Source organism: Streptomyces seoulensis (genome assembly GCF_004328625.1).
Lineage (GTDB): Bacteria > Actinomycetota > Actinomycetes > Streptomycetales > Streptomycetaceae > Streptomyces > Streptomyces seoulensis.
Genome location: NZ_CP032229.1, coordinates 3,524,953 through 3,549,442 on the forward strand (window position 1 = coordinate 3,524,953; position 24,490 = coordinate 3,549,442).

Sequence of the window (24,490 nt, forward strand, 5' to 3'; positions counted from 1 at the left end):
GCGTATGCGTTACGACCTCATCCTTTTCGACAATGACGGCGTCCTGGTGGACAGCGAGCCGATCTCCAATCGGCATCTGGCCGCCTATCTGACCGAGCTGGGCCACCCGACGACATACGACGAGTCGCTTCGGGACTACATGGGCGCCGCCATGCACCGCGTGCACGACACCGTGCTGGAGCGCACCGGGGAGAAGCTGCCCGAGGACTTCGACGACGTCTTCCACGCCAGGGTGTTCGCGGCCTTCGAGGAGGAGCTGCGGCCCGTGGCCGGCGTCGCAGGGGTGCTGGAGAAGCTGACCGCCGACGGGGTGCCGTACTGCGTGGCCTCTTCCGGGAGCCATGAGCGGATTCGGGTCGGGCACCGGGTGACCGGGCTGGACCGGTGGTTCGACGACGACCGTATCTTCAGCTCGCAGGACGTCGGCCGGGGCAAGCCCGCCCCCGACCTGTTCCTGTACGCGGCCGAGCGGATGGGAGTCGCCCCCGAACGATGCCTCGTCGTGGAGGACTCCCCGCTGGGCGTCCAGGCGGCTCGGGCGGCCGGGATGGACGTGTACGGGTTCACCGCGATGACCCCGCCGGAGAAGCTCGCGGACGCCACTCAACTCTTCTCCAGCATGGGCGAGTTGACTGACCTGCTGGTGTGACCGTGGCCATCGCGCGGACCTGACGGATGTCATGCCGACCTCTGGACGTTCGTTTCTGTCGGCCGGGCCTCCTCGGGCGCGAAGCTGAGGGCATGACGAAGAACACGGGGAACCAGAGCCAGGACAGCGGTCGTCGGCCGAGCGTGCTCGAGAACTTCAAGCCTCTGCTCATCGACGTGGCGCTGCCGCTCGGCTCGTACTACGTCTTCAAGGAAGCCTTCGGGATGAGCACGTTCGCCGCGCTCGCCTGGAGCAGTGTCGGGCCCGCGCTGCGGACCGTGTGGAGCCTGGTGCGGGAGCGGACGGCCAACGGTCTCGCGCTGCTGATCCTGACCGTGAACGTGGCCGGGCTGGCGCTGAGCTTCGTCTCCGGGGACCCGCGGCTGATGCTCGCCAAGGACGGGGCGGTCAGCAGCACGGTCGCCATCGGCATCCTGGTCTCCGTGGTTCTCGGGCGGCCGATGATGACCGAGGGGATGAAGCCGTTCCTGGTGAAGGGGGACTCCGCCAGGGAGGGGGCCTGGCAGCGGCTCACCAGCGGGGGCTCGGCGGGGTCGGCCGCCTTCCGGCGCAAGGAGCGGGCGTTCTCCCTGGTGTGGGGGGTGGCGCTGCTGCTGGAGTGCGTGGCGCGTGTGGTGGGGGCGTACACCATTCCCGTCGACACCATGGTGTGGCTCGGTGGGGTGCTGATGGGTGTGGTCATGGTGGTGACCTTCGTGGTGAGCGGCGCGGTCGCGGTCGGGCCGATGGAGTGCCTGCTGAGCGCGGAAGCCGCCGAGAAGCACGACGAGCCGGCCGGCCCGACCGAGTCGGCCCAGGACGGCCACACCGCGCTCGCCGCCGCGGCCTGACGCGACCCGAGTCCGCCCGCATCCGCCCGCAATCTCCCCGCACCGGCCGAAGATGAGCCCAACTCATCTTTGGCCGGATCTGTTCAGCGCACCGCCCGGGGCCCTACGCTCGCCGCCATGACTGACGTGCTGCGGCGGGGCAGGGCCTCGCTGGCGTTCGGTTTCTTCGTGCAGGGTGTCGCCTTCGCCCTGCTGGTGACGCGCATCCCGGCCATGCAGGACCGGTACGGGGTGTCCGACGGGCTGCTGCCGGTGTTCCTGGCGGCCGTGCCGATCCTGGCCGGGGTCGGGAGCGTGACGACCGAGCGGCTGGTGCGCCGGGTGCGGCCCAGCCGGCTGCTGCGCTGGTCCCAGCCGGTGGTGCTGCTGGCGCTGCTCGGTGTCGGTGCCGGGGACCAGGTGGCGGAGCTGGCCGTGGTGCTGGGGGTGTTCGGGCTGTCGGTGGGGATGCTGGACGCCTCCATGAACATGCTCGGGGTGAGTCTCCAGCGGGCGTACGGGCGCAGCATCATGCTCAGTTTCCACGCGGCGTACAGCCTGGGCGGCATCCTCGGGGCCTCGCTCGCCTGGGTGGGTGCGCACGAGGAGTTGACGCTGTGGATGTCGTATCTCCCGGTCGTGGTTGTGCTGTTGCCGGCCGTGCTGGTGGGGAGCCGTTGGTATGTCGACGGCGAGGCGGCGGCACAGGAGGAGACGGGCGAGACCAAGGGTGTCGCCTTCCGGTTGCTGCTGCCGCTGTGTCTGGTGATGACGTTCGCGTACATCGGGGACTCGACGGTCTCCAACTGGAGCGCGAAGTACGTCAAGGACGTGCTGGGCGGGTCGGAGCAGCTGGCGACCGTTCCATACAACGTGTACATGGTGACCACACTGGTGGGGCGGGCCGTCGGGGATCTCGGGGTGCGGCGGTTCGGGGCCGTGGCGGTGGTGCGGCTGGGGGCGCTGGTGGCGGCCTGCGGGTTCGTGGTGGTGGCGGTGGCGCCGGGGGCCTGGGTGGGGATGCTCGGGTTCACCCTGCTGGGGATCGGGCTGTGCGTGCTGGTTCCGCAGACGTTCGCGGCGGCGGGCCGGTTGTTCCCGGGGGCGTCGGACGCGGCGGTGGCGCGGCTCAACATCTTCAACTACGTCGGTTTTCTGGTCGGTTCGCCGTTGGTGGGGGCGCTCGGGGAGGCGTGGAGCTACCGGGGCGCGATGCTCGTACCGATGGCACTCGTGCTGGTGACGACTGTGTACGCCCGGTCGTTCGCGTCCGGGGGCGACCGATACGGTGGCGGGCATGAGCGGCCGCGCACAGTTGATGTGGGACGAGGCAGTAACGGGCTATGACTTCGGCCCGGACCATCCGATGGCTCCGGTGCGGCTGGAGCTGACCCGGAAGCTGGTGGCGGCCCTCGGCCTGGACCGGGAGCTGGAGATCGTGGCGGCCAAGCCGGCCGGGGAGTCGACGCTGCGGCTGGTGCACCGGGAGGACTACATCGACGCGGTGCGGACCGCGTCGGCGGACCCGCGCGCGGCGGACGGGTCGTACGGGCTGGGGACGGTCGACGATCCGGCGTTCGCCGGGATGCACGAGGTGTCCGCGCTGATCGCGGGGCAGTCGGTGGCGGCGGCCGAGGCGGTGTGGCGCGGGGACGCGGACCACGCGGTGAACTTCGCGGGCGGGCTGCACCACGCGATGCCGGGCGGGGCGTCCGGGTTCTGTGTGTACAACGACGCGGCGCTGGCCATCGCCCGGCTGCTGGAGCTGGGCGTGGAGCGGGTCGCCTACGTGGATGTGGACGTGCATCACGGGGACGGGGTGCAGGCGGCGTTCTGGGAGGACCCCCGGGTGCTGACCATTTCGCTGCACGAGCATCCCCGGACGCTGTTCCCTGCGACCGGGTGGCCGCAGGAGACGGGCGCGGGCGCGGGGGAGGGGGCGGCGGTGAACGTGGCCCTGCCCGCCGGGACCGGGGACGCCGGGTGGCTGCGGGCGTTCCACGCGGTGGTGCCGGAGCTGCTGGCGGAGTTCCGGCCGCAGGTGCTGGTGTCGCAGCACGGGGCGGACACGCACTTCGAGGACCCGCTCGCGCATCTCGCGGTCTCGCTGGACGCGCAGCGGGCGGTGCAACTGGCCTGTCACGAGCTGGCGCACGCTCACGCGGACGGCAAGTGGCTGGCGCTGGGCGGCGGCGGGTACGCGGTGGTCGACGTGGTGCCGAGATCGTGGACGCATCTCGTGGGCGTCGCGGCCGGGCGGGAGATCGCGCCGGAGACGGTGATCCCCGAGGGCTGGCGGCAGGAAGTGTACGCACGCACCCGTCAGTTGGGGCCGCAGCGGATGACCGACGGTCGCTGGCCGGTGAGTTGGCCGTCCTGGGAGTCGGGGTACGACCCGGCCGACCGGCTCGACCAGGCGGTGCTGGCCACCCGGCGCTCGGCGTTCCCGCTGCGCGGTCTGCTGGCGTGAAACCGGCTGCCGGGCGCGGCGAGTAATCGTTACGCCAACCGTGCGGTCTTCGCCCGTTCCGCCGCCGTCCGGGCGGCCGATGGGCCACCATCGCACCCGTGTTGGACACCGGTGCCCTGCGCGCGCATCTGCTCGCCGCCCGTCTCGCCGGGGAGGTCGCGACCGCGCGGGAGGACAGCCTCCGCAACTACCGGCTGTTCGCCGCGCGCGACCCCCGCGCGCTGATCGGGATCGATCCCGAACGGTCCTGGGGACAGCGGGAACTGCTCGGCCTGATGGCGGACCGGTGTGGGGTCTCGGCCGATCCGTTGCATACTTCGGGCCAGGACGTGATCGACCCGGAGCGCACCCTCGCCGCGCTGGACGCCTTCGCGCTGGCGATCGCCGGCGCGGTCCGGCGGGGGGTGCCGGTGCTGTTCGGCACCGGGCATCCGCGGCAGCTCCTGGGGTTCTACGCCGCGCTCGCGGACGCGGTGTCGGCGGCGGGATGTGAGATTCTCACTCCTGCGCAGGGTCGCTGTGTCGACATATTGACCCGGTTCGGTCTACGCACGCACCACCTCGACTACGTACGAGGGGTTGCCCTGGTGCGGGAACCGGCGAGCGGGCGCCGGGGTGGTGAGCCGGGTGCGCACAGCCATTCCCCGCTCCCGGTTCGGCTCGCGCTGGCGGCCGCGGCGGAGTCCGGCGGACCCCTGCCCGGTCTGGTGGTCGGAGATCACGGATGGGTCTGCGGCGCAGGTCAGTTGGGGTTCGAGGCGATCGGTCTGGCCGACTCCGACGACCCCGCGCCCTTCGTCGGCGAGGCCCAGGGGACGGTGTCCGTCGTCGTTCCGCTTGATGACGCCGTACGGTCTGGTCACTACCGCCCGCTCACCCGCTACGTACTCAAACGAGCGTGTCTGTCACAGTAGGCCGCCGATGGGGACACCTCTTCCCCATTCGCATCACCCGCCCCTAGTCTGGGGAGTGAGCACGCAACGACGAAGAGTCACCGGAAGGGGAAGCCGGTGGCCGTCGAGTGCGGAAGGTTCAGGTGGGTCATGGCTGGTGCAGGCGAGAGGCCGTTGAACGAGGTCCAGTTCCTCACCGTGGCGGAAGTCGCCTCGGTGATGCGAGTGTCGAAGATGACCGTGTACCGCTTGGTGCACAGCGGTCATCTGCCCGCGATCCGGGTGGGGCGGTCCTTCCGCGTCCCCGAGCAAGCGGTTCACGAGTACCTCCGGGAGAGCTACGTGGGGGTGGAAACGGCCTGACGGCGGTCCGGAAGATCCCGGAACAAGCCCTCGATTACGACCACGGCGCTCGGGCGGGTAGGCTGACCCCTCGTAGGTCGTATGGGCCCATGGCGCCCAGCAACCGAGTCATGAGAAGTGAGCGAGGGTAGTCGTGGGCTCTGTTATCAAGAAGCGGCGTAAGCGGATGGCCAAGAAGAAGCACCGCAAGCTGCTCAAGCGCACGCGCGTTCAGCGCCGCAACAAGAAGTAAGCGGCACCGCGCGAAGACGCGTTCCCGTGTGGCCCCCCGTCCGACAAGGGCGGGGGGCCACCGGCATGTCCGGGTCACCTCTTGGTGACATCCACCCGATAGGTTGGCCGCACACGGGGAACGCGGACGTGGACGCGGAAGAGAGGCGCTGGTCTTGGGAAAGGTCGTGCTCGTCACCGGAGCCGCCCGGCAGCTCGGCGGCCGGTTCGTACGGCGCGTCCAGCGGGACCCGGAGGTCGACCGGGTGATCGCCCTGGACGCCGTACCGCCCGCGCACGACCTCGGCGGGGCGGAGTTCGTCCAGGCGGACATCCAGCAGCCGACCGTCGCCCGGGTGCTCGCGGAGACCGGCGCCGACACGGTCGTCCACATGGACGTGACCGGCACCGCCCTCGGCGGCGGCGGCCGGGCCTCGGTCAAGGAGACCAACGTCATCGGCACCATGCAGCTGCTCGGCGCGTGCCAGAAGTCACCCGGGGTCAAGCGACTGGTGGTGAAGTCCAGCACCAACGTCTACGGCTCCGCCCCGCGCGACCCGGCCGTCTTCACCGAGACCACCCCCGCCAAGTCGCTGCCCAGCGGCGGCTTCGCCAAGGACGCCGTCGAGGTCGAGGGGTACGTACGCGGGTTCGCCCGGCGCCGCCCCGACGTCGCGGTGTGCGTGCTGCGGTTCGCCAACATCCTCGGCCCCACCCCGGACACCCCGCTCGCCTCCTACTTCGCGCTGCCCGTGCTGCCGACCGTGCTGGGCTACGACCCCCGGCTGCAGTTCGTGCACGAGGACGACGTGATCGAGGTGCTGCGGATCGCCGCGCACGAGCCGCGCCGGGGCACCCTCAACAGCGGCACCTTCAACATCGCCGGAGACGGTGTGCTGCTGCTCTCGCAGTGCTCGCGCCGGCTGGGCCGGCCCACCGTGCCGCTGCTGCTGCCCGCGGTCACCTGGGCCGGGTCGCTGGTGCGTACGCTCGGTATGACGGACTTCTCACCCGAGCAGATCCGGCTGCTCACCCACGGCCGGGTGGTCGACACCGGCCAGATGCGCGACACCCTCGGGTTCGTGCCCACGTACACGACGGCGGAGACGTTCGCGGACTTCGCGCGCGGACAGGGTCCCGGGCTGCTGCCGCCCGGGACGCTCGCGGAGGCCGTCGACCGGGTCGCCGTGCTCACCGCCGGGAGCGGCGCACGTGTCCCGCAGCCCGGCGCCAACTGAGGAGAGCGGCAACGATGGCGGACGCCAAGGTCATTCCGTTCGACGACGACCGGTCCCGCGGGGGCGCGGGACAGCGGCCGCAGCGCCGCCGCAGCACGGGCGGCCGGCCCGGCGCGGTCCAGCCGCTGCCCACCAGAGCGGACGCCCCGGAGGAGGAGCCCCCGGCGCTGGAGCGCGCCCCCGAGGCTGCCGACGCCCTGGAGCAGCGGGTCGCGCGCGGCCTCGCCTTCCTGCGCCGCCGGCTCACCGGGGACTACGAGGTCGACGACTTCGGGTACGACGAGGAGCTGACCGACCAGGTCCTGATGTCCCTGCTGCGCCCGGTGTACGAGAAGTACTTCCGGGTCGAGGTGAAGGGCATCGAGAACATCCCGGCCGAGGGCGGCGCGCTGATCGTCGCCAACCACTCCGGGACGCTGCCGCTGGACGGGCTGATGATGCAGGTCGCCGTGCACGACCGGCATCCGGCCGGCCGGCATCTGCGGCTGCTCGCGGCCGACCTGGTGTTCATGCTGCCGGTCGTCAACGAGCTGGCCCGCAAGCTCGGTCACACCCTGGCCTGCGCCGAGGACGCCGAACGGCTGCTGGGCCAGGGCGAGCTGGTCGGGGTGATGCCGGAGGGATTCAAGGGGATCGGCAAGCCGTTCGGGGAGCGGTACAAGCTCCAGCGGTTCGGCCGGGGCGGATTCGTCTCCACCGCGCTGCGGCAGGGGGTGCCGATCATCCCGTGCTCGATCGTCGGCGCCGAGGAGATCTACCCGATGATCGGCAACGCCAAGACGCTGGCGCGGCTGCTGGGCTTCCCGTACTTCCCGCTGACGCCGACCTTTCCCTGGCTCGGGCCGCTCGGGGCGATCCCGCTGCCGACGAAGTGGACCATCCAGTTCGGCGAGCCGATCCCCACGGACGGGTATCCGCCGGAGGCGGCCGAGGACCCGATGCTGATGTTCAACCTCACCGACCAGGTCCGCGAGCAGATCCAGCACACGCTGTACAAGCTGCTGGTGCAGCGGCGTTCGGTGTTCTTCTGAGTTCTTCTGCGTTCTTCTGAGTTCTTCCGGATTCCGGCTGGTACGACGAAAGCGGGGCGCCCCCGCTCGGATGGGGGCGCCCCGTTTTCGTACGCGCTACGGGCTACTCGGGCTACTCGGCGTCCTTGCCGTCGATGCCCAGGCCGGGCAGGAGGCCCGGCAGGAGCGGCGGCAGGGTGACGTCCGGCTTGCCCGACGGGTTGGCCGACTTGCCCGCGGACGGCGAACCGCCCTCGGAGCCGCCGGTCTTCGGCGGGTCCAGCAGGCCGCCGGTGTTGCCGCCCAGCAGGCCGTCGCCGCTGTCGCCGGTGGCGGAGCCGCTCGGGGTGCCGGGGCTGCTGTCCCGGTCCTTGCCCGCGCTCGGGGTGCCACCGGTGCTCGGGGAGCCTGACCGGTGGCCGCCGGCGGAGCCGGACCGGGCCACGCCGGGACGCTTGCCGCTGTGACCGTCGTCGCCCTTGGTGGCGGGCGGCTTGGGCAGCAGGGACTCCAGCGGGGCGACCTCTTCGTCTATGGCGTCGAAGACCGAGGAGACCTCTTCCTTCATGTCGCCGAGCTGCAGCGGGAGCCGGTCGCTCAGCGTGCTCCACACCTCGCGGTGCGAGCGGGAGAAGGTGGAGAGGGCCTGGATCGGGCCGAGGGAGTCGGGGTCCGCCTCGTAGGCCGCGTGCAGCAGGCGGTGGCCCTCGGTGACGTCGTTGCGCATGCCGGAGAGGGTGCGGCGGATCTCGCCGATGGACTCGTGGTCCAGCCGGCCGCCGCGGTCCCGCTCCATCAGCCTGCGGGCCTCGTTCAGCCGGGTGGAGGCGTGGTCCAGGTACGCCTGGCCGCGCTCCCCGTCGCCCTGGCTGAGGTAGTTGAGCTGGAAGTCCTCGATGCCGCGCTTCAGTCCGTACAGCGAATCGCCGGGCAGGGCCTCGGAGCTGGCGGCGGCCACTCCGCCGAAGGCGCCGGCGGCCACGCCCACGCTGAGCCCGCCCGCGGTGAGCCCCTTGGCCAGCCGGGACCTGGGGCGCAGCTTGCTCAGCGGGCCTGCCCGGTGCGCGCCCCGGCCGGGGGAACGCTGGCCGGGCACCGACGCCGGGGCCGCTCCGCCCAGGGTGCCCTCCTGGAGCATGGCCTCCATCGCGGCCACCAACTGGGCCCGCTGGACGACCTTGACCTCCGGGTCGAGCTGGGGCCTGGGCAGCTCACCGAGACCCTCCGCCAGGGCCAGCAGCTCGCCCTGATCGGATCTGTCCTCGGCGGGCGCCGGTCCCGCCCGGTGTGGATGCTCGGCCGCCGTGTCCCGGTCGGACTGTTCCTCCAGGGCCTGGGCGAAGGCGTTCGCCCGCCGGTGCGCCGATACGTTCGCAATCACTGGCGGCACCTCCTCTCGTCATGACGGTCGACTCACAGGGAGCCTGTATCCCGCACAACGAGCGGCTCGGCACTTGGGTTACGCACGAGCGGCCGCCGGATCGCAGAACCAACTCACTTTCACCAAGGGTGAGTTGGGTGTCGCTCTGCGTCGCGGGGCGGCCGGTCTCAGCGGGCGTCTTCCGGGAGGAGCCGGGCGAGGGTGCGCACGGCCCGGTACTGGAGCGTCTTGATGGCGCCCTCGTTCTTGCCCATCACCCGCGCGGTCTCCGCGACCGACAGGCCCTGGAGGAAGCGCAGTGTCACGCACTCCTGCTGCTGGGGGTTGAGCCGGCGCACCGCGTCCAGCAGCGCGGCGTTGGAGAGCGACTCCAGGACGGAGTCCTCCGGGGAGCGCGCGACCTCGTTGGCGTCGAGCATCTCGCCGGTGGTGACCTCCAGCCGGAAGCGGCTGGACTTGAAGTGGTCGGCGACCAGATTGCGGGCGATCGTCACCAGCCAGGCGCCGAAGTCGCGGCCCTGCCAGGTGAAGGTGCCGATCCTGCGCAGGGCGCGCAGGAAGGTCTCGCTGGTCAGGTCCTCGGCCGTGGCCTTGCCGCCGACCCGGTAGTAGATGTACCGGTACACGGTGTCGCTGTACTGGTCGTAGAGGCGGCCGAACGCGTCGGCCTCTCCTGCCTGGGCGCGTTCGACCAGGTCCATCATGCGGGCGCTGTCACTGTCCGCGGCCGGCCGGCGGGCGGCGGGCGCGCCCGTGGAGCGGGCACGTCTGCCGACGGCCGCGCCGCGTTCGGCCAGTGCGTAGCACGGACCGAGGGGTGCGGCACCGGCGCCGGCGAAGGCGGGGACGGTGTGCGCGGTGGGGACGAGGCCGCGCAGCGTCTCTTTGACCGTTGCGACAGTTGCGCGCAGCGTAGCCAGGCCCGAGGCGTCAACCCCGACGTGTGGGTACACGGGACTCCCAGAGGCAGAGCTTCCATCACGTGCAGTACGGGCCCTTTCACCCGTCGTGACGACGGAGGGGTACCGGTTTGCGTCTGAGGAGAATAACGCTTCGTGTAGACCCTGCTACACCCAGTTGCTCAAATCGTCGATTAGGTCGCCTGTGTTAGCGATTGACGACCTTTCAACTTGCTGAATGTGATCGCTTGTTGATCGAAACTGGGCTGATTTCTGTGAAAGCTGAGGCGTGTTCGAAGGCTGGATGCATACTTCGGGCGCGCGGGAGCCGGGTTGCCGGGGAGTCCCGGCCGGCTCAGCGCCGGCGGCGGCTCAGGGCGATCGCCGCGGCCGTGCCGCCCGCCACCGCGCCGACCCCGGCGGCCGCCGGGATGCCGACCTTGGCGGCCTTGCGGCCGGTGCGGTAGTCGCGCAGCCGCCAGTCCTTGTCGCGGGCGTGCCGGCGCAGCTTGGCGTCCGGGTTGATCGCGTAGGGGTGGCCGACCAGGGAGAGCATCGGGATGTCGTTGTGGCTGTCGCTGTACGCGGCGCAGCGGGAGAGGTCGAGCCCCTCCGCGGCGGCCAGTGCCCGTACCGCCTCCGCCTTGGCCGGGCCGTGCAGCGGCTCGCCGACCAGGCGGCCGGTGTAGACGCCGTCGACGGACTCCGCGACCGTGCCCAGCGCGCCGGTGAGGCCGAGGCGGCGGGCGATGACCTGGGCGATCTCCACCGGGGCCGCCGTCACCAGCCAGACCTTCTGGCCCGCGTCCAGGTGGGCCTGGGCGAGCGCGCGGGTGCCGGGCCAGATGCGGTCGGCCATGTACTCGTCGTAGATCTCCTCGCCGATCGTCTCCAGCTCGGCCACGCGGTGGCCCTTGACGATGGAGAGCGCCGAGTCGCGGGCCTCCTGCATGTGCTCGGGGTCCTCGACCCCGGCCAGCCGGAACCACGCCTGCTGCCAGGCGAACCGGGCGAGTTCGCGGGTCTCGAAGAACTTCCGCTTGTACAGACCGCGCCCGAAGTGGAACAGCGCGGCGCCCTGCATCACGGTGTTGTCGAGGTCGAAGAAGGCGGCGGCCCGGTCGTCGCCGAGCACGGGGAACTCCGGTTCCCGCGCGGCGTCGGCGAGTTCCGGGCTTTCCTGCGAGGACTTGCGGGCGGCCTCCGCGGAAGCCTCGCCTGCCAACACGCTCCGCGCCGTGGCGGAGCGCCTACGGGGGGTGAGCCATCCAAGAGCGGCCATGGCGTGAGCATAGCCAGTCCGTATCGCGGTTCCGGAGCCGAGAGGTTCGGAGTCTGTGAACTCCGGGCATACGTATCGCTCCGGGCAGGGGCCGGGACGGGTGCGTGGGGCGGGACAATGACCCGTATGAGTCCCCTCTTCCGGCGGAAGGCCGCCCCCCAGGAGCGGCTGGTCACCCTGATCCGCAAGCCCGGCTGTCATCTGTGCGACGACGCGCAGGCCGTGATCGAGAAGGTCTGCGGCGACCTCGGCGTGCCCTGGCGGGGACGGGACATCACCGAGGACCGCGCGCTGCACGACCAGTACTGGGAGCAGATCCCGGTGGTGCTGGTCGACGGCGAGCAGCACACCTTCTGGCGGGTGGACGAGGGACGGCTGCGCCGCGCGCTGACCGGGTGACGGACGGCGCGAAAGGGGCCTTGAGGGGTGCGAAACGCGGCGAGTGTGTAGCTTTGCCCCCAGGTAGGGCCCCGCAACGGGCATGCGTGACCCCGGTCACGTTGGCCGGGCAAATCGGACACCATCTTTGTGCACACGTTCACAAAGACATAGCCTTCTTGTCGACGGGGCGGTCCGGGGAAGCATGACCGCTCGCAGCCCCGCTCTACCCGCAGGAGCACCGTGGCAACTGGCCGAACTCACCGACCGGCGACCCGCAGCCGAGGGATTCCCGAGGCCACCGTCGCCCGGCTTCCGCTGTACCTCCGTGCGCTGACGGCCCTGTCGGAGCGCTCGGTCCCCACGGTCTCCTCCGAGGAACTGGCCGCGGCGGCGGGCGTCAACTCCGCCAAGCTCCGCAAGGACTTCTCCTACCTGGGCTCCTACGGCACCCGCGGTGTCGGGTACGACGTGGAGTACCTCGTCTACCAGATCTCCCGTGAGCTGGGTCTCACCCAGGACTGGCCCGTAGTCATCGTCGGTATCGGAAACCTGGGCGCGGCCCTCGCCAACTACGGCGGCTTCGCCTCGCGCGGTTTCCGGGTCGCGGCGCTGATAGACGCGGACCCGGCGATGGCCGGCAAGCCGGTCGCTGGCATCCCGGTGCGGCACACCGACGAACTCGAGAAGATCATCGAGGACAACGGCGTCTCCATCGGAGTCATCGCCACCCCCGCCGGTGCCGCCCAGCAGGTCTGCGACCGGCTCGTGGCCGCCGGGGTGACCTCCATCCTGAACTTCGCGCCGACCGTGCTGACCGTCCCGGACGGCGTCGACGTGCGCAAGGTCGACCTCTCCATCGAGCTGCAGATCCTCGCCTTCCACGAGCAGCGCAAGGCCGGCGAGGAGACCGCCTCCGGCGACGGCGCCGTACCCGCCAAGCGCGCGGGCGCCGCGAACCAGGGACCCGACGGGGACGTGCCCGCCGTGATGCCGGCATGAGCCTCCTCGTCGTAGGGCTGAGCCACCGCAGTGCCCCGGTCAGCGTGCTGGAGCGGGCCGCGCTGAACGCGGACGCGCAGGTCAAGCTGCTCCAGGACACCGTCGCCGCCGACCCGGCCACCGAGGCCGCGGTGCTCGCCACCTGCAACCGCATCGAGCTGTACGCCGACGTCGACAAGTTCCACGCCGGTGTCGCCGAGCTGTCCACGCTGCTCGCCCAGCACAGCGGGGTCGGCCTGGAAGAGCTGACGCCGTACCTGTACGTGCACTACGAGGACCGCGCCGTCCACCACCTGTTCTCGGTGGCCTGCGGGCTGGACTCCATGGTCGTCGGCGAGGGGCAGATCCTCGGCCAGATCAAGGACGCCCTCGCCCGCGCCCAGGACCTGCACACCGCCGGGCGGCTGCTGAACGACCTGTTCCAGCAGGCCCTGCGGGTCGGCAAGCGCGCCCACTCCGAGACCGGCATCGACCGCGCCGGTCAGTCCCTGGTCACCTTCGGCCTGGAGCAGCTCGCCGCGAGCACCGACGTGCCGGGCTGGGCGCGCGGCCGTACCGCGCTGGTCATCGGTGCCGGGTCGATGTCGTCGCTGGCCGCCGCCACGCTGGCGCGGGCGGGGGTCGGCGAGATCGTCGTCGCCAACCGCACCTTCGAGCGCGCCGAGCGGCTCGCCGAGATCCTCGCCGACGCCGAGGGCGCCACCGCCCGCGCGGTCCGGATGGACGCGGTGGCGGCGGAACTTACACGTGCCGACGTGGTCGTCTCCTGTACCGGCGCGACCGGTCTGGTGCTGACGGCGGACGCCGTCGCCGAGGCGGTCGCGGGCCGTACCGGGGAGCCGGCGGCCGACGCGGAGGCCACCACCGGGCCCGGCGTCGCCGAGCTGCCGCCGACCAGTGCCGGCACCGAGGAGAACTGCCCGCTGGACCTGGCCTCCGTGCAGGGCACGCCCGGCTTCTCGGTGCACGGCGAGGCCGCCGTCGCCGGGATGGACGCGGCCACCCTGGAGCAGCACGCCGCCTGGGTCGGCGAGGGCACCTCGCTGCTGGAGCAGGGCCGCGAGCACGACGCGGGCGGACGCTTCACCCCCGAGGCCGACGCCGGGCTGATCACCGCGCTCGCCGAGGCCGCCGCCACCGCGGGCCGCGTACCCGAGTACCGCAGGCCCGAGCCGGTCGCCGGCATCCCGCGCCCGGCCCCCGCCGTCTTCCTCCTCGACCTCGCCATGCCCCGCGACATCGACGCGGCCGTGCACCGGCTGGCCGGGGTGCGCCTGGTGGACATCGAGTCGCTCGCCGAGGCGTCCGCCGACGCCCCGATGGCGTCCGACGTGGACCAGGTTCGGCGTATCGTCTCCGACGAGGTCGCGGCGTTCGGCGCGGCACAGCGGGCGGCGCACATCACTCCCACCGTGGTCGCGCTGCGCACCATGGCCGCCGATGTCGTCGCCGCCGAGATCGCGCGGCTCGACGGACGCCTGCCCGGCCTGGACGACCGCCTGCGCGGCGAGATCCGGCAGACCGTGCACCGCGTGGTGGACAAGCTGCTGCACGCGCCGACCGTACGGGTCAAGCAGCTCGCGGCCGAGCCCGGAGGCACCGGGTACGCGGACGCGCTGCGCACCCTGTTCGACCTCGACCCGGAGACGGTCGCCGCCGTCTCGCGGGCCGTGGACAACACAGACGAGAAGGACCGACCGGCATGACTGACAAGGCACTGCGACTGGGGACGAGGCGGAGCAAGCTCGCCATGGCCCAGTCCGGGCAGGTGGCGGACGCCGTGAGCCGGGTGACCGGCCGGCCCGTCGAGCTGGTCGAGATCACCACGTACGGCGACGTCTCCCGGGAGGCGCTGGCGCAGATCGGCGGCACCGGGGTGTTCGTCACGGCGCTGCGGGACGCGCTGGTGCGCGGCGAGGTGGACTTCGCGGTTCATTCGCTCAAGGACCTGCCGACCACGCAGCCCGAGGAGCTCGCGCTGGCCGCCGTGCCGGTGCGGGAGGACCCGCGGGACGTGATCGTGGCCCGCGACGCGCTGAAGTTCACCGACCTGCCGCGCGGCGCGCGCATCGGCACCGGTTCGCCGCGCCGCATGGCCCAGCTCAACGCGTACGCGCGGACCCACGGTCTGGACATCGAGACGGTGGCGATCCGCGGCAACGTGGACACCCGCATCGGGTACGTCCACGAGGGACGGCTGGACGCCGTCGTGCTCGCCGCCGCCGGGCTCAACCGGATCGGCCGGACCGACGAGGTGACCGACTTCCTGTCGGTCGACACGGTCCTGCCCGCCCCCGGCCAGGGGGCCCTGGCGATCGAGTGCGCGGCATCCGACGCGGACCTCGTCGCCGCCCTCGGCGAACTCGACGACCCGCACACGCGGGCCGCCGTCACCGCCGAGCGGTCACTGCTCGCCGCGCTGGAAGCCGGCTGCAGCGCCCCCGTGGGTGCGCTGGCCGACCTTCTGACCGACGGGCCTGTAATCAAGGAAATGCGCCTGCGCGGCGTCGTCGGCACGACCGACGGCTCGCGGATGGTGCAGCAGTCCACCACCGGTTCCGTGCCCCTGACGCACGACGGGGCGATGGCACTCGGGCGCGAACTCGCCACCGAGATGCTCGCCCAGGGCGCGGCCGGTCTGATGGGGGAGCGAGCACATTGAGCCCCACCGCCTTTCCCGCCGGTCCCGAGCACGGGCACGTCACCTTCCTGGGTGCCGGACCCGGAGATCCGGGACTGCTGACTCTGCGCGCCGTGGAGGCGCTGTCCCACGCGGACGTCCTGGTCGCCGAGCACGAGGTGCTCGACGTGATCCGGACGCACGCCCGGCAGGGCGTCTCCGTCGTGCCGACGGAGGCGGCCTCCTCCCCGGACGCGCTCCCGGGCGCACCGCAGCTCACGGTCGTTGACGGTGCGTCAACTCCCGCTGTGGCCCCGGCCGCTGCCCAGGATGCGGCTCATCTTGTCATGGAGGCCGCACGGGGCGGCAGGCGGGTGGTCCGTGCGGTCGCCGGTGATCCGGGACTGGACACCGACGCCGCCGAGGAGATGCTCGCCTGCGCCGCCGCCGGGGTGCCCTTCGAGGTCGTCCCGGGTGTCGCCGCCGCGACCGGCGTGCCCGCGTACGCCGGTGTCCCGCTGCGCGACGCGCACGGCGCCGACGTGCGGTTCGTGGACGCGCGTACCGCCTCCGGCCGGTGCTGGACGGAGGTGGGTGCCTCGGACGGCACGGTGGTCGTCTCCACCTCGCTGGACTCCGTCGCGGCCGCCGCCGCCGAGCTGGTGTCGGCGGGCCGCAAGCCGGACACCCCGCTCACCGTCACGGTCGCCGGTACGACGACCCGCCAGCGCACCTGGGCGGCGACGCTGGGCACGATCGCGCAGACGCTGAAGCAGGCCAAGGTGCTGCCGTCCCCGGACGGCGGCCGCCCGGTCATAGCCGTGGTCGGCGAGCGGTCCGCCGCCGCCCGCCGCGACCAGCTCTCGTGGTTCGAGTCCAAGCCGCTGTTCGGCTGGAAGGTCCTCGTCCCGCGCACCAAGGAGCAGGCCGCCTCGCTCTCCGACCAGCTCCGCTCCTACGGCGCGGTGCCGCACGAGGTCCCGACGATCGCCGTCGAGCCGCCGCGCACCCCGCAGCAGATGGAGCGCGCGGTCAAGGGCCTGGTCACCGGCCGCTACGAGTGGATCGCGTTCACCTCGGTCAACGCCGTCAAGGCGGTCCGGGAGAAGTTCGAGGAGTACGGGCTCGACGCGCGTGCCTTCGCGGGCATCAAGGTGGCCGCGGTGGGCGAGCAGACCGCCGCCGCGCTGATCGCCTTCGGTGTGAAGCCGGACCTGGTGCCGAGCGGCGAGCAGTCGGCCGCGGGCCTGCTGGAGGACTGGCCGCCCTACGACCCGGTCTTCGACCCGATCGACCGTGTCTTCCTGCCGCGTGCCGACATCGCCACCGAGACGCTGGTGGCCGGCCTGATCGAGCTGGGCTGGGAGGTGGACGACGTCACCGCGTACCGCACGGTCCGCGCGTCGCCGCCGCCGCAGGAGACCCGTGAGGCGATCAAGGGCGGCGGCTTCGACGCCGTGCTCTTCACCTCGTCCTCCACGGTCCGCAACCTGGTCGGCATCGCGGGCAAGCCGCACAACGTGACGGTCATCGCCTGCATCGGCCCCGCGACCGCCAAGACGGCCGAGGAACACGGTCTCCGCGTGGACGTGATGGCCCCGGAGCCCTCCGTCCACAAGCTGGCCGAGGCACTGGCCGCGTTCGGCACGAAGCGCCGTACGTCGGCCTTGGAGGCGGGCGACCCGGTCACCCGGCCCAGCGAGCGCCGGCCCGGTGCGCGCAGGCGCCGTACGACGACCTGAGGTCTGCCGAGGTGTGTGTGAGCGGGGTGTCCCTTCCGGGGGCACCCCGCTTCTCTCGTCCCCAGGGCTTCACCGGCGTCCGGGCTCATGTGTTCCGGTGGGATGAGGACCGGGGCCGCGGGACGTAAAAGAACCAAAGAACCGGGTGAAAGAACCTGCCTACCGGCCAAACCCCGAGTCGATCACTCGGCCGGGTGAAAAGGCGTGAACCGGCTGGCGCGGCGCAGCCGTTGGGGTGCACTCTCACACCGAGGCGTTGACGCGCCTCGACAACCCCACACATACTTCGGCCCCCGCCGGGACGGCAATCCCAGTGCGAGGGCCTGACCAAAGAGGAAGAAAGACCCTTCCCCATGGCTGAGATGAAGCCTAACCCCGTCCCGCGCCGGATTCACGAGGTTCGCCGCACGGACACCCCGTCCGGTGTCACTCACGTACGGGCCCAGCAGCCGGACCGGTTCACGGTCGTCGGCAACCACCTCCTCCAGCACCCCGTGCTGTCGCTGACCGCCATCGGGCTGGCCGCGCACATCCTGTCGCTGCCCGAGGGCGCCCCCGTCGACATCCGCAGCCTCGCCGAGCGGTTCCCCGAGGGCCGGGACCGGATCGCCTTCGCCCTGCGGGAGCTGGAGACGCACGGGTATCTGCGCAGGGTGCGGGAGCGTACGGAGTCCGGGCGCATCGTCACCCGTACCTACGCACACCACCTCCCGCACCGGGTGCCCGCCGTGCCCGGCACCGGAGCGGCGCCGCGAGCCCGCAGGCCGGTGCCCCGGCCCTCACGCGACGCCCAGGCCGCGCCGCAGGAGGACGACCGGGGCGAGGGCTGGGCTGACCCCGTGCCCCCGGCACCGCGGGTGCCCGAGGCACCCGCCGCCCCGGCGCGGGCGGACCAGCCCGACCCGCCCGCCGACGAAACCGCACCCCACCCCCGCGACGACCGGGCCGTCACGCTGCTAGCTGGCCTGCGCCGCACCGACGCCCGGCTCACGCTGTCCCGCCGGGACGTGCACCGGCTCGCGCCCGCCGTCACGGCCTGGTTCGACGTCGGCGCGGGCGCCTCCACCGTGATCCACACGCTGACGGCGGGCCTGCCCGCGGTCCTGGAGAGCCCGGCGGCGCTGATCGCCTACCGCCTGCGGAACCAGCTCCCGCCACCCCTGCCCGCGCTCACCGCGCCGCCCGCCCCGTCCGCCACGGCCGCCCATCCCATGCGGAACTGCGACGGCTGCGACCGGGGATTCCGGGCGGCCGAGCCGGGGCGGTGCAGGGACTGCCGGGCCTTCGTCCCGGCGACGTGTGCGGCATGAGCACCTGCCTGTCCGCGCGGATGCCCCATGCCGCCCGGCTGCCGGGGCGGCATTCCTATACTTGCGGCATGGACCGGGAACTGGAGCGTGCCTCCCTCGTCGCCCTGCTGCGACGTGGCGATCGCCCCTGGTCCGAGCTCACCGACCAGATCGAGAGTGTCGGCAGTGCCCGCGAGGTGCTGGAGAACTCACTCGACGGTTCCGGGCAAGGCGCTCTTTTCGATACCGTGCCCTCGGCGGATCTGGACGGCGTCGCCGCTGAGATCGCCGGCTGGGAGCGCGAAGGCATGCGACTGGTCACGATCCTGGACGAGGACTATCCGCTCTTCCTGAGGCTCGTCCACCAGCGCCCACCGTTCCTGTTCCTCCGAGGGAACCCCGTCGACGACGACCTGCGCGTAGCGGTCGTCGGCACCCGTACGCCGACGGCGCAAGGCACCGCCCACGCCCGGGCGATCGCGGGCGGCCTGGCAGAACGGGGTGTCACTGTCGTCAGCGGCCTGGCAGCCGGTGTCGACACGGCCGCGCACGGGGCTGCTCTTGCCGCGGGGGGGCGTACAGTCGCGGTCATCGGCACCGGCCTGCGCCATGCCTACCCCGCGCAGAACGCTCGGCTCCAGAGGGAGATCGCGGAGAAGGGGATGCTGATCTCCCAGTTCTGGCCCGACGCGTCACCGTCGAAGACTGCGTTCCCCATGCGCAACGCCGTGATGAGCGGTTACAGCCTCGCCACGGTCGTGATCGAGGCGGCTTACCGGAGCGGGGCCCGCATGCAGGCCCGTCTCGCTCTGGAACACGGCCGCCGAGTGTTCCTCATGCGCTCACTCATGACTCACGAGTGGGCGCGGGAGTACGCGACCAGACCCAACACCACCATCATCGACGGCCCCGACGACGTGTTCAGCCACCTCGACTCGCTCGTCCCCGCCACGGGCGAGCTGACCTGGACATAGCCGGCGGACTCGGTGACCACTGTTGTCGGGTTGTCCGCCCGGTACGCCAACTTCCTCGTCCATCCCCTGTTGCACGGCCCCGGTGTGTGCCAGGTCTGCCGTGGTCCGGCCAAGGCCGGTTATCCGACCTGCTGGCCCTGCTCCGAGGCCGGCAGGATCCTCGGAACGGGGGTGGCGGACGCCGTCGCCCCCGTGAGCCTCGCCCTCAAGGGCGAGCAGTACGCCAATGAACTCTGGCGCTACAAGAATGCCGTGGGTCCCCAGCAGCAGTATTTCCGTATGGGACTGGCAGCAGTCCTTTGGCGCTTCGTGGCCATGCACGAAGAGTGCATCGCCACCCACTGTGCCGTTCCTGGATTCGACACCGTGACCACGGTACCCAGCACCAGCGGGCGCCCTGATCATCCTCTGCGGACCTTGGTCGCCGACATGGTCGGAGTCACGCGTGACCGATACCGTGAGTTACTCACCCCGACGCCTGCGGCTGCCGCGCTGGGACGCGTGGCGTCATCGGCGCGCTATACATCGTCGGCGATCTGGGGAGAGAACATTCTGCTGATCGACGACACCTGGACCACCGGCAGCCACGCCCAGTCCGCCTCTGCTGCGCTGAAGGCCGCCGGTGCCGGCAGTGTGGCTGTCGTCGTCCTCGGGCGACATCTCAACTCCGATTACGGAGACACCGCGATTCACGTGCAGCAGGCGAGGCTGCGCCGCTTCTCCTGGGAAGCTTGCCCGCTGCGGCCGTGGAACCACTGCTGACGGTGGAGTCGGAGTGATACCCGGGGCCCGACTGCGCGTCGGTAAAGGCACGGGATGAGCGGGCGTAGCGTAGAAGGCATGTCGAAGTACGGTTCCTTTCCCGGTGCGCGGCCGCGGCGGCTGCGGACCTCGCCCGTCATGCGTCGGATGGTCGCGGAGACGCGGCTGCATCCGGCCGACTTCATCCTTCCGGCGTTCGTCCGGGAGGGCGTGAGCGAGCCGGTGCCGATCGGGGCGATGCCCGGTGTCGTGCAGCACACCCGCGACAGCCTGAAGAAGGCAGCGCTGGAGGCCGCCGAGGCGGGCGTCTCCGGGATCATGCTCTTCGGGGTGCCGGAGGAAGCGAAGAAGGACGGGCTCGGCACGCCGGGCACCGACCCCGACGGCATCCTCCAGGTCGCCCTGCGCGACGTGCGCGCCGAGGTCGGCGACGAACTGCTGGTCATGGCCGACCTGTGCCTGGACGAGTTCACCGACCACGGCCACTGCGGTGTGCTGGACGCCGAGGGCCGCGTCGACAACGACGCCACGCTGGAGCGGTACGCCGAGATGGCCCAGGTCCAGGCCGACGCGGGCGCCCATGTGGTGGGCCCGAGCGGCATGATGGACGGCCAGATCGGTGTCGTCCGGGACGCGCTGGACCAGATCGGCCGGGAGGACGTGGCGGTCCTCGCGTACACCGCGAAGTACGCCTCCGCCTTCTTCGGGCCCTTCCGGGAGGCCGTCGGCTCGTCCCTCCAGGGCGACCGCAAGACCTACCAGCAGGACCCGGCCAACCTCCGCGAGTCGCTGCGCGAGCTGGAGCTGGACCTCGCCGAGGGCGCGGACATGGTCATGGTCAAGCCGGCCGGGCCCTACCTGGACATCCTGGCGCGGGTCGCCGACGCGGTGGACGTGCCGGTCGCCGCGTACCAGGTCTCCGGCGAGTACTCGATGATCGAGGCCGCCGCCGAGAAGGGCTGGATCGACCGCGACCGGGCCATCCTGGAGTCCCTGACGGGGATCAAGCGGGCCGGGGCGCGGAACATCCTCACCTACTGGGCCACCGAGGTGGCGCGGAAGCTGCGCTAGCGAGTCGCCGGTCACCGCGCCGCTGGTGGTGCCGCGCGGTGACCGGGGTCCGCTACTTCGCCCCCTCGCCTTCCGCGGTGCGCGGGCCCTGTATCTCCAGCCGGCCGTTGTGCTGCTCGGCGTCGGACGGCTGGTTGCCGTTCTGGCCGCTGAGGTTGTTGCGGACCGAGTCCAGGATCGTCAGGCCCTGGGCGACCAGGCCGGCCGCTATCTCGCCGAGGCCGTCCGCGCCGTTCAGTACGTTGACGTTGGCGCCCTTGAGGCCGCCCGCGGCCTCCTTCACGATCTGCGGAAGCTGGTCGATCAGCATCCGGTCCAGCGCGACCCGGTCGTGCGAGGCCGCCGCCTCCGCCTGGATCTTCATCCGCTCGGCGTCCGCGATGGCGAGCACCCGGACCCGCTCCGCCTCCGCCTCAGCGGGCTTCACGATCTCCGCGACCAGCTCCTGCTGACGCAACTTCGCCTTGCGCAGCGCCAGTTCGGTCTGCGCGGCGAGCACCTCCTGCTGGGCGTGCGCCTGCGCCAGCGGACCGGCCTGCGCGGCCTCGGCCTGGGCGCGGTCCACCTGCGCCGAGTACTCCGCCTGGACCACCGCGGTCTGCCGGGCGTACTCCGCCTGCTTGCGGGCCGCGACCTGCTCCGCCTCGGCGGCGGCCTGGTTGGCCTGGGCCTGGGCGATCTGGGCCTGGCGCCGGATGGCCGCCTTGTGCGGGGCGGACATCGCGTCGATGTAACCGGTGTTGCCGTCGTCGATCGACTGGATCTGGAGCGAGTCCACGATCAGGCCGATCTTGGCCATCTCCATCTTCGAGGTGTCCAGCACCTCGGCCGCGAGCTTCTGCCGCTCGGTGACGATCTCCTCGACCGTCATGGAGCCGATGATCGCGCGCAGGTGGCCCGCGAAGATCCGCCCCGTCAGCACCGACATCTGCTCCTGGTCGGAGAGGAAGCGCTGACCGGCGTTGATGATGCTCTCCGAGTCGTTGCCGACCTTGAACGCGATCACGGCGCGGACGTGCAGGGCGATGCCCTGCTTGGTCACACAGGTCTCGGTGACCTCGGCCTCGCACATCGACAGCGTGAGGAAGCGGACCTTGCGGAAGACGGGGAGCACGAACTTGCCGTGCCCCGTCACCACCCGGAACGGTGCGCCCCCCAGTCCCCGCCGGCCTCCCGAGATCAGCATCGCCTCGTCGGGTGCGGGAACGCGGTAACCGAACATACTGCTCGTCTCCTCAGTCGACGCCGGCGGACAGCCCGCCCAGCGTGTCCAATGGATCGCCCCACGCGATGACATCGACCTCACGGAACCCTCGTGACTCGATCACGAGCACGGTCGCCCCGCGCGGCAGCGGCTCCTGCGACCAGGCGAGGAAGGTCTCGGAGCCGCCTCTGACCCGCACCAGGATCTCGCCGGGACCGGCGGAGCCACGCGTGCCGATGAGCAGTTCCCCCGTGCAGCCGATCACGGCTTCGTCCTGTGCCATCGCCCGGCTGCCTCCCGTCGTTTCTGGTCCCTCGGTCCGACGATAGACCTGCCGATGACGGGCGTACACCAAGGTTTTCTCTGGCTTTTGAAGGGACGCCGGGAATACGAATCGGCCCGGTCCGCACAGGGCGGGCCGGGCCGATCGGTGGTCGTACGGGTCAGAGCTTCCCGGGCGTCCGGATGCCCAGCAGCGCCATGCCCTCGTGCAGGGTGCGCGCGGTCAGGTCGACCAGGAACAGGCGGTTCTCCACCTGCGCCGGGGAGTCGGCCTTCAGCACCGGGCACTGGTCGTAGAACGAGGTCAGCAGCGAGGCGAGCTGGTAGAGGTAGGCGGCCATCTTGTGGGGCTCGCGGGCCGCCGCGACCTCCAGGACCGTCTCCGCGAACTGGTCCAGGTGCAGGCCCAGCGCACGCTCGGCCGGGGCCAGCGCCAGCTCCGGATGGGCGGCGGGGCGGGCCTCGCCGGCCTTGCGGAGGATGGACTGCACCCGGGCGTAGGCGTACTGGAGGTACACCGAGGTGTCGCCGTTGAGCGAGACCATCTGGTCCAGGTCGAACTTGTAGTCCCGCACGGCCGAGGTGGACAGGTCGGCGTACTTCACGGCGCCGACGCCCACATACCGGCCGTTCTCGACGATCTCGTCCTCGGTCAGGCCCACCTTCTCGGCCTTCTCCCGGACCACGGCGGTGGCCCGCTCGACGGCCTCGTCCAGCAGGCCCTCCAGCTTGACCGTCTCGCCCGCACGGGTCTTGAAGGGCTTGCCGTCCTTGCCGAGGACCGTGCCGAAGGCCAGCTGGACCGCGGTCACGTCGTCGTTCAGCCAGCCGGCCCGGCGGGCGGTCTCGAAGACCATCCGGAAGTGCAGGGCCTGCCGCGCGTCCACCACGTACAGCAGGGTGGTCGCCTTGAGGTTGAAGACGCGGTCGCGGATCGCGGAGAGGTCGGTGGCCGCATAGCCGTAGCCGCCGTCGGACTTCTGGACGATCAGCGGGACCGGGTTGCCCTCCGGGCCCTTGATGTCGTCGAAGAACACGCACAGCGCGCCCTCGGAGCGGACCGCGACGCCGGACTCCTCCAGCAGGCGGCAGGTCTCCGCGAGCATGTCGTTGTAGCCGGACTCGCCGACGATGTCGGGGTCGCGGACCTCCATGTCCAGCTTGTCGAAGACGGAGAAGAAGTAGATCTTCGACTCGTCCACGAACTTCTGCCAGATGGCGAGGGTCCTCGGGTCACCGGCCTGGAGGTCGACCACCCGGCGCCGGGCGCGGGTCTTGAACTCCTCGTCGGAGTCGAACAGCTTGCGCGCGGTCTTGTAGAGGCGGTCCAGGTTGGACATCGCCTCCTCGCCGGACACCTCGGACTCCTTGTGGTCCAGCTCGTGCGGGTGCTCGTCCAGGTACTGGATGAGCATGCCGAACTGGGTGCCCCAGTCGCCGATGTGGTGCCGGCGGACCACGTTCTCGCCGGTGAACTCCAGCAGCCGCACCATCGCGTCGCCGATGACCGCCGAGCGCAGGTGGCCGACGTGCATCTCCTTGGCCACGTTCGGCTGCGCGTAGTCGATCACCGTGGTGCCGGGGTGCGCGGCGTACGGCACTCCCAGGCGGCCGGTGTCGTCCGCGTACCGGGCGGCCAGGTTCTCGGTGATCGCCTTGTCCGCGACGGTGATGTTGAGGAAACCGGGGCCGGAGACCTCGACGTCCGCGATCACCTCGCCGGTGACGATCCCGGAGACGACCTGCGTGGCCAGCTCGCGCGGGTTGGCCTTGGCCTTCTTGGCGAGCGCGAGGATGCCGTTGGCCTGGTAGTCGGCCCGGTCACTTCGTCGCAGCAGCGGGTCCGCACCGGCGGCCTCCGGCAGGGCGGCCGAGAGCGCGGAGGACAGGTGCTGCTGGACGGAGTCGCGGAGGGACGTGACCGAGGCCATAGGTAAGGGT

General features: G+C 71.5%; 23 protein-coding genes and 1 pseudogene. 18 read left to right on the forward strand and 6 right to left on the reverse strand.

Annotation, left to right across the window (positions count from 1 at the left end; genetic code table 11):
- Nucleotides 1-4: 4 nt before the first annotated feature.
- The 9 genes and pseudogenes from D0Z67_RS16410 to D0Z67_RS16450 all read left to right on the forward strand — a co-directional run bounded on the left by D0Z67_RS16410 (nucleotide 5) and on the right by D0Z67_RS16450 (nucleotide 7,684).
- Entirely contained in the window at nucleotides 5-649 is a 645-nt protein-coding gene (locus tag D0Z67_RS16410) for an HAD family hydrolase (protein ID WP_031183204.1), read from the forward strand.
- Nucleotides 650-741: 92 nt separating this feature from the next.
- Nucleotides 742-1,500, forward strand: a complete 759-nt coding sequence (locus D0Z67_RS16415) for a VC0807 family protein (protein ID WP_031183203.1) — start codon at nucleotides 742-744, stop codon at nucleotides 1,498-1,500.
- A 63-nt stretch (nucleotides 1,501-1,563) separates the two neighbouring features.
- Nucleotides 1,564-2,826, forward strand: a pseudogene (locus D0Z67_RS16420) (MFS transporter); the annotation flags it as partial.
- Complete coding sequence (locus D0Z67_RS16425) at nucleotides 2,777-3,949, forward strand: acetoin utilization protein AcuC (protein WP_031183201.1); 1,173 nt, start codon at nucleotides 2,777-2,779, stop codon at nucleotides 3,947-3,949. The pseudogene D0Z67_RS16420 and the gene D0Z67_RS16425, both read left to right, overlap by 50 nt.
- Nucleotides 3,950-4,047: 98 nt before the next feature.
- Nucleotides 4,048-4,863, forward strand: a complete 816-nt coding sequence (locus D0Z67_RS16430) for a phosphatase (protein WP_031183200.1) — start codon at nucleotides 4,048-4,050, stop codon at nucleotides 4,861-4,863.
- Nucleotides 4,864-4,992: 129 nt separating this feature from the next.
- Nucleotides 4,993-5,205, forward strand: a complete 213-nt coding sequence (locus tag D0Z67_RS16435) for a helix-turn-helix domain-containing protein (RefSeq protein WP_051781202.1) — start codon at nucleotides 4,993-4,995, stop codon at nucleotides 5,203-5,205.
- Nucleotides 5,206-5,338: 133 nt separating this feature from the next.
- Nucleotides 5,339-5,437 (forward strand): 30S ribosomal protein bS22, encoded by a 99-nt coding sequence (locus D0Z67_RS16440; protein WP_003948845.1) that lies wholly within the window; start codon nucleotides 5,339-5,341, stop codon nucleotides 5,435-5,437.
- Nucleotides 5,438-5,591: 154 nt separating this feature from the next.
- Nucleotides 5,592-6,653 carry an NAD-dependent epimerase/dehydratase family protein gene (locus D0Z67_RS16445; RefSeq protein WP_031183198.1) on the forward strand — a complete coding sequence of 354 codons (1,062 nt, stop codon included), beginning with the start codon at nucleotides 5,592-5,594 and terminating at the stop codon, nucleotides 6,651-6,653.
- A gap of 14 nt (nucleotides 6,654-6,667) precedes the next feature.
- Nucleotides 6,668-7,684, forward strand: coding sequence for a lysophospholipid acyltransferase family protein (locus D0Z67_RS16450; protein ID WP_031183197.1), 1,017 nt, complete (start codon nucleotides 6,668-6,670; stop codon nucleotides 7,682-7,684).
- Between the two features lie 112 nt (nucleotides 7,685-7,796).
- Here D0Z67_RS16450 and D0Z67_RS16455 read toward each other — a convergent pair whose 3' ends face one another.
- From D0Z67_RS16455 to D0Z67_RS16465, 3 genes are all read right to left on the reverse strand, one after another.
- Complete coding sequence (locus D0Z67_RS16455) at nucleotides 7,797-9,044, reverse strand: DUF5667 domain-containing protein (RefSeq protein ID WP_031183196.1); 1,248 nt, start codon at nucleotides 9,042-9,044, stop codon at nucleotides 7,797-7,799.
- A gap of 167 nt (nucleotides 9,045-9,211) precedes the next feature.
- A complete protein-coding gene (locus D0Z67_RS16460) occupies nucleotides 9,212-9,997 on the reverse strand; it encodes an ECF subfamily RNA polymerase sigma factor, BldN family (RefSeq protein WP_031183195.1) in 786 nt (261 codons plus the stop codon).
- A 301-nt stretch (nucleotides 9,998-10,298) separates the two neighbouring features.
- Nucleotides 10,299-11,225: an HAD family hydrolase gene (locus D0Z67_RS16465; RefSeq protein ID WP_078873593.1), complete on the reverse strand. Its 927-nt coding sequence runs from the start codon at nucleotides 11,223-11,225 to the stop codon at nucleotides 10,299-10,301.
- A gap of 117 nt (nucleotides 11,226-11,342) precedes the next feature.
- Here D0Z67_RS16465 and D0Z67_RS16470 point away from each other — a divergent pair, with 117 nt between their 5' ends.
- The 9 genes from D0Z67_RS16470 (at nucleotide 11,343) to hemB (ending at nucleotide 21,063) form a co-directional block, all read left to right on the forward strand.
- A complete protein-coding gene (locus D0Z67_RS16470; protein ID WP_031183193.1) occupies nucleotides 11,343-11,624 on the forward strand; it encodes a glutaredoxin family protein in 282 nt (93 codons plus the stop codon).
- A 222-nt stretch (nucleotides 11,625-11,846) separates the two neighbouring features.
- Nucleotides 11,847-12,605, forward strand: a complete 759-nt coding sequence (locus D0Z67_RS16475) for a redox-sensing transcriptional repressor Rex (protein ID WP_031183192.1) — start codon at nucleotides 11,847-11,849, stop codon at nucleotides 12,603-12,605.
- Complete coding sequence (locus D0Z67_RS16480) at nucleotides 12,602-14,311, forward strand: glutamyl-tRNA reductase (RefSeq protein ID WP_031183191.1); 1,710 nt, start codon at nucleotides 12,602-12,604, stop codon at nucleotides 14,309-14,311. Before D0Z67_RS16475 ends, D0Z67_RS16480 begins: the two co-directional genes overlap by 4 nt.
- Nucleotides 14,308-15,267 carry a hydroxymethylbilane synthase gene (gene hemC / locus D0Z67_RS16485; RefSeq protein WP_031183190.1) on the forward strand — a complete coding sequence of 320 codons (960 nt, stop codon included), beginning with the start codon at nucleotides 14,308-14,310 and terminating at the stop codon, nucleotides 15,265-15,267. The genes D0Z67_RS16480 and hemC overlap by 4 nt, the downstream gene beginning before the upstream one ends.
- Nucleotides 15,264-16,967 carry a bifunctional uroporphyrinogen-III C-methyltransferase/uroporphyrinogen-III synthase gene (locus tag D0Z67_RS16490; protein WP_031183189.1) on the forward strand — a complete coding sequence of 568 codons (1,704 nt, stop codon included), beginning with the start codon at nucleotides 15,264-15,266 and terminating at the stop codon, nucleotides 16,965-16,967. The genes hemC and D0Z67_RS16490 overlap by 4 nt, the downstream gene beginning before the upstream one ends.
- A 353-nt stretch (nucleotides 16,968-17,320) precedes the next feature.
- On the forward strand, nucleotides 17,321-18,277 hold the full coding sequence (locus tag D0Z67_RS16495; RefSeq protein WP_031183188.1) for a helix-turn-helix domain-containing protein: 957 nt from the start codon (nucleotides 17,321-17,323) through the stop codon (nucleotides 18,275-18,277).
- A 68-nt stretch (nucleotides 18,278-18,345) separates the two neighbouring features.
- A complete protein-coding gene (locus D0Z67_RS16500) occupies nucleotides 18,346-19,230 on the forward strand; it encodes a DNA-processing protein DprA (protein WP_031183187.1) in 885 nt (294 codons plus the stop codon).
- A 171-nt stretch (nucleotides 19,231-19,401) separates the two neighbouring features.
- Entirely contained in the window at nucleotides 19,402-19,992 is a 591-nt protein-coding gene (locus D0Z67_RS16505) for a hypothetical protein (RefSeq protein ID WP_234312895.1), read from the forward strand.
- Between the two features lie 78 nt (nucleotides 19,993-20,070).
- Nucleotides 20,071-21,063, forward strand: coding sequence for a porphobilinogen synthase (gene hemB, locus D0Z67_RS16510; RefSeq protein WP_031183185.1), 993 nt, complete (start codon nucleotides 20,071-20,073; stop codon nucleotides 21,061-21,063).
- 52 nt (nucleotides 21,064-21,115) lie between these two features.
- On the opposite strand, the gene D0Z67_RS16515 is transcribed toward hemB, so the two are convergent.
- The 3 genes from D0Z67_RS16515 to argS all read right to left on the reverse strand — a co-directional run bounded on the left by D0Z67_RS16515 (nucleotide 21,116) and on the right by argS (nucleotide 24,480).
- The gene (locus D0Z67_RS16515) at nucleotides 21,116-22,285 is read right to left on the reverse strand and encodes an SPFH domain-containing protein (RefSeq protein WP_031183184.1); all 1,170 of its coding nucleotides are present in this window, start codon (nucleotides 22,283-22,285) and stop codon (nucleotides 21,116-21,118) included.
- Nucleotides 22,286-22,298: 13 nt separating this feature from the next.
- Nucleotides 22,299-22,550 carry a hypothetical protein gene (locus tag D0Z67_RS16520; RefSeq protein WP_031183183.1) on the reverse strand — a complete coding sequence of 84 codons (252 nt, stop codon included), beginning with the start codon at nucleotides 22,548-22,550 and terminating at the stop codon, nucleotides 22,299-22,301.
- Nucleotides 22,551-22,710: 160 nt separating this feature from the next.
- Entirely contained in the window at nucleotides 22,711-24,480 is a 1,770-nt protein-coding gene (gene argS, locus D0Z67_RS16525) for an arginine--tRNA ligase (protein WP_031183182.1), read from the reverse strand.
- Between the last annotated feature and the right edge of the window lie 10 nt (nucleotides 24,481-24,490).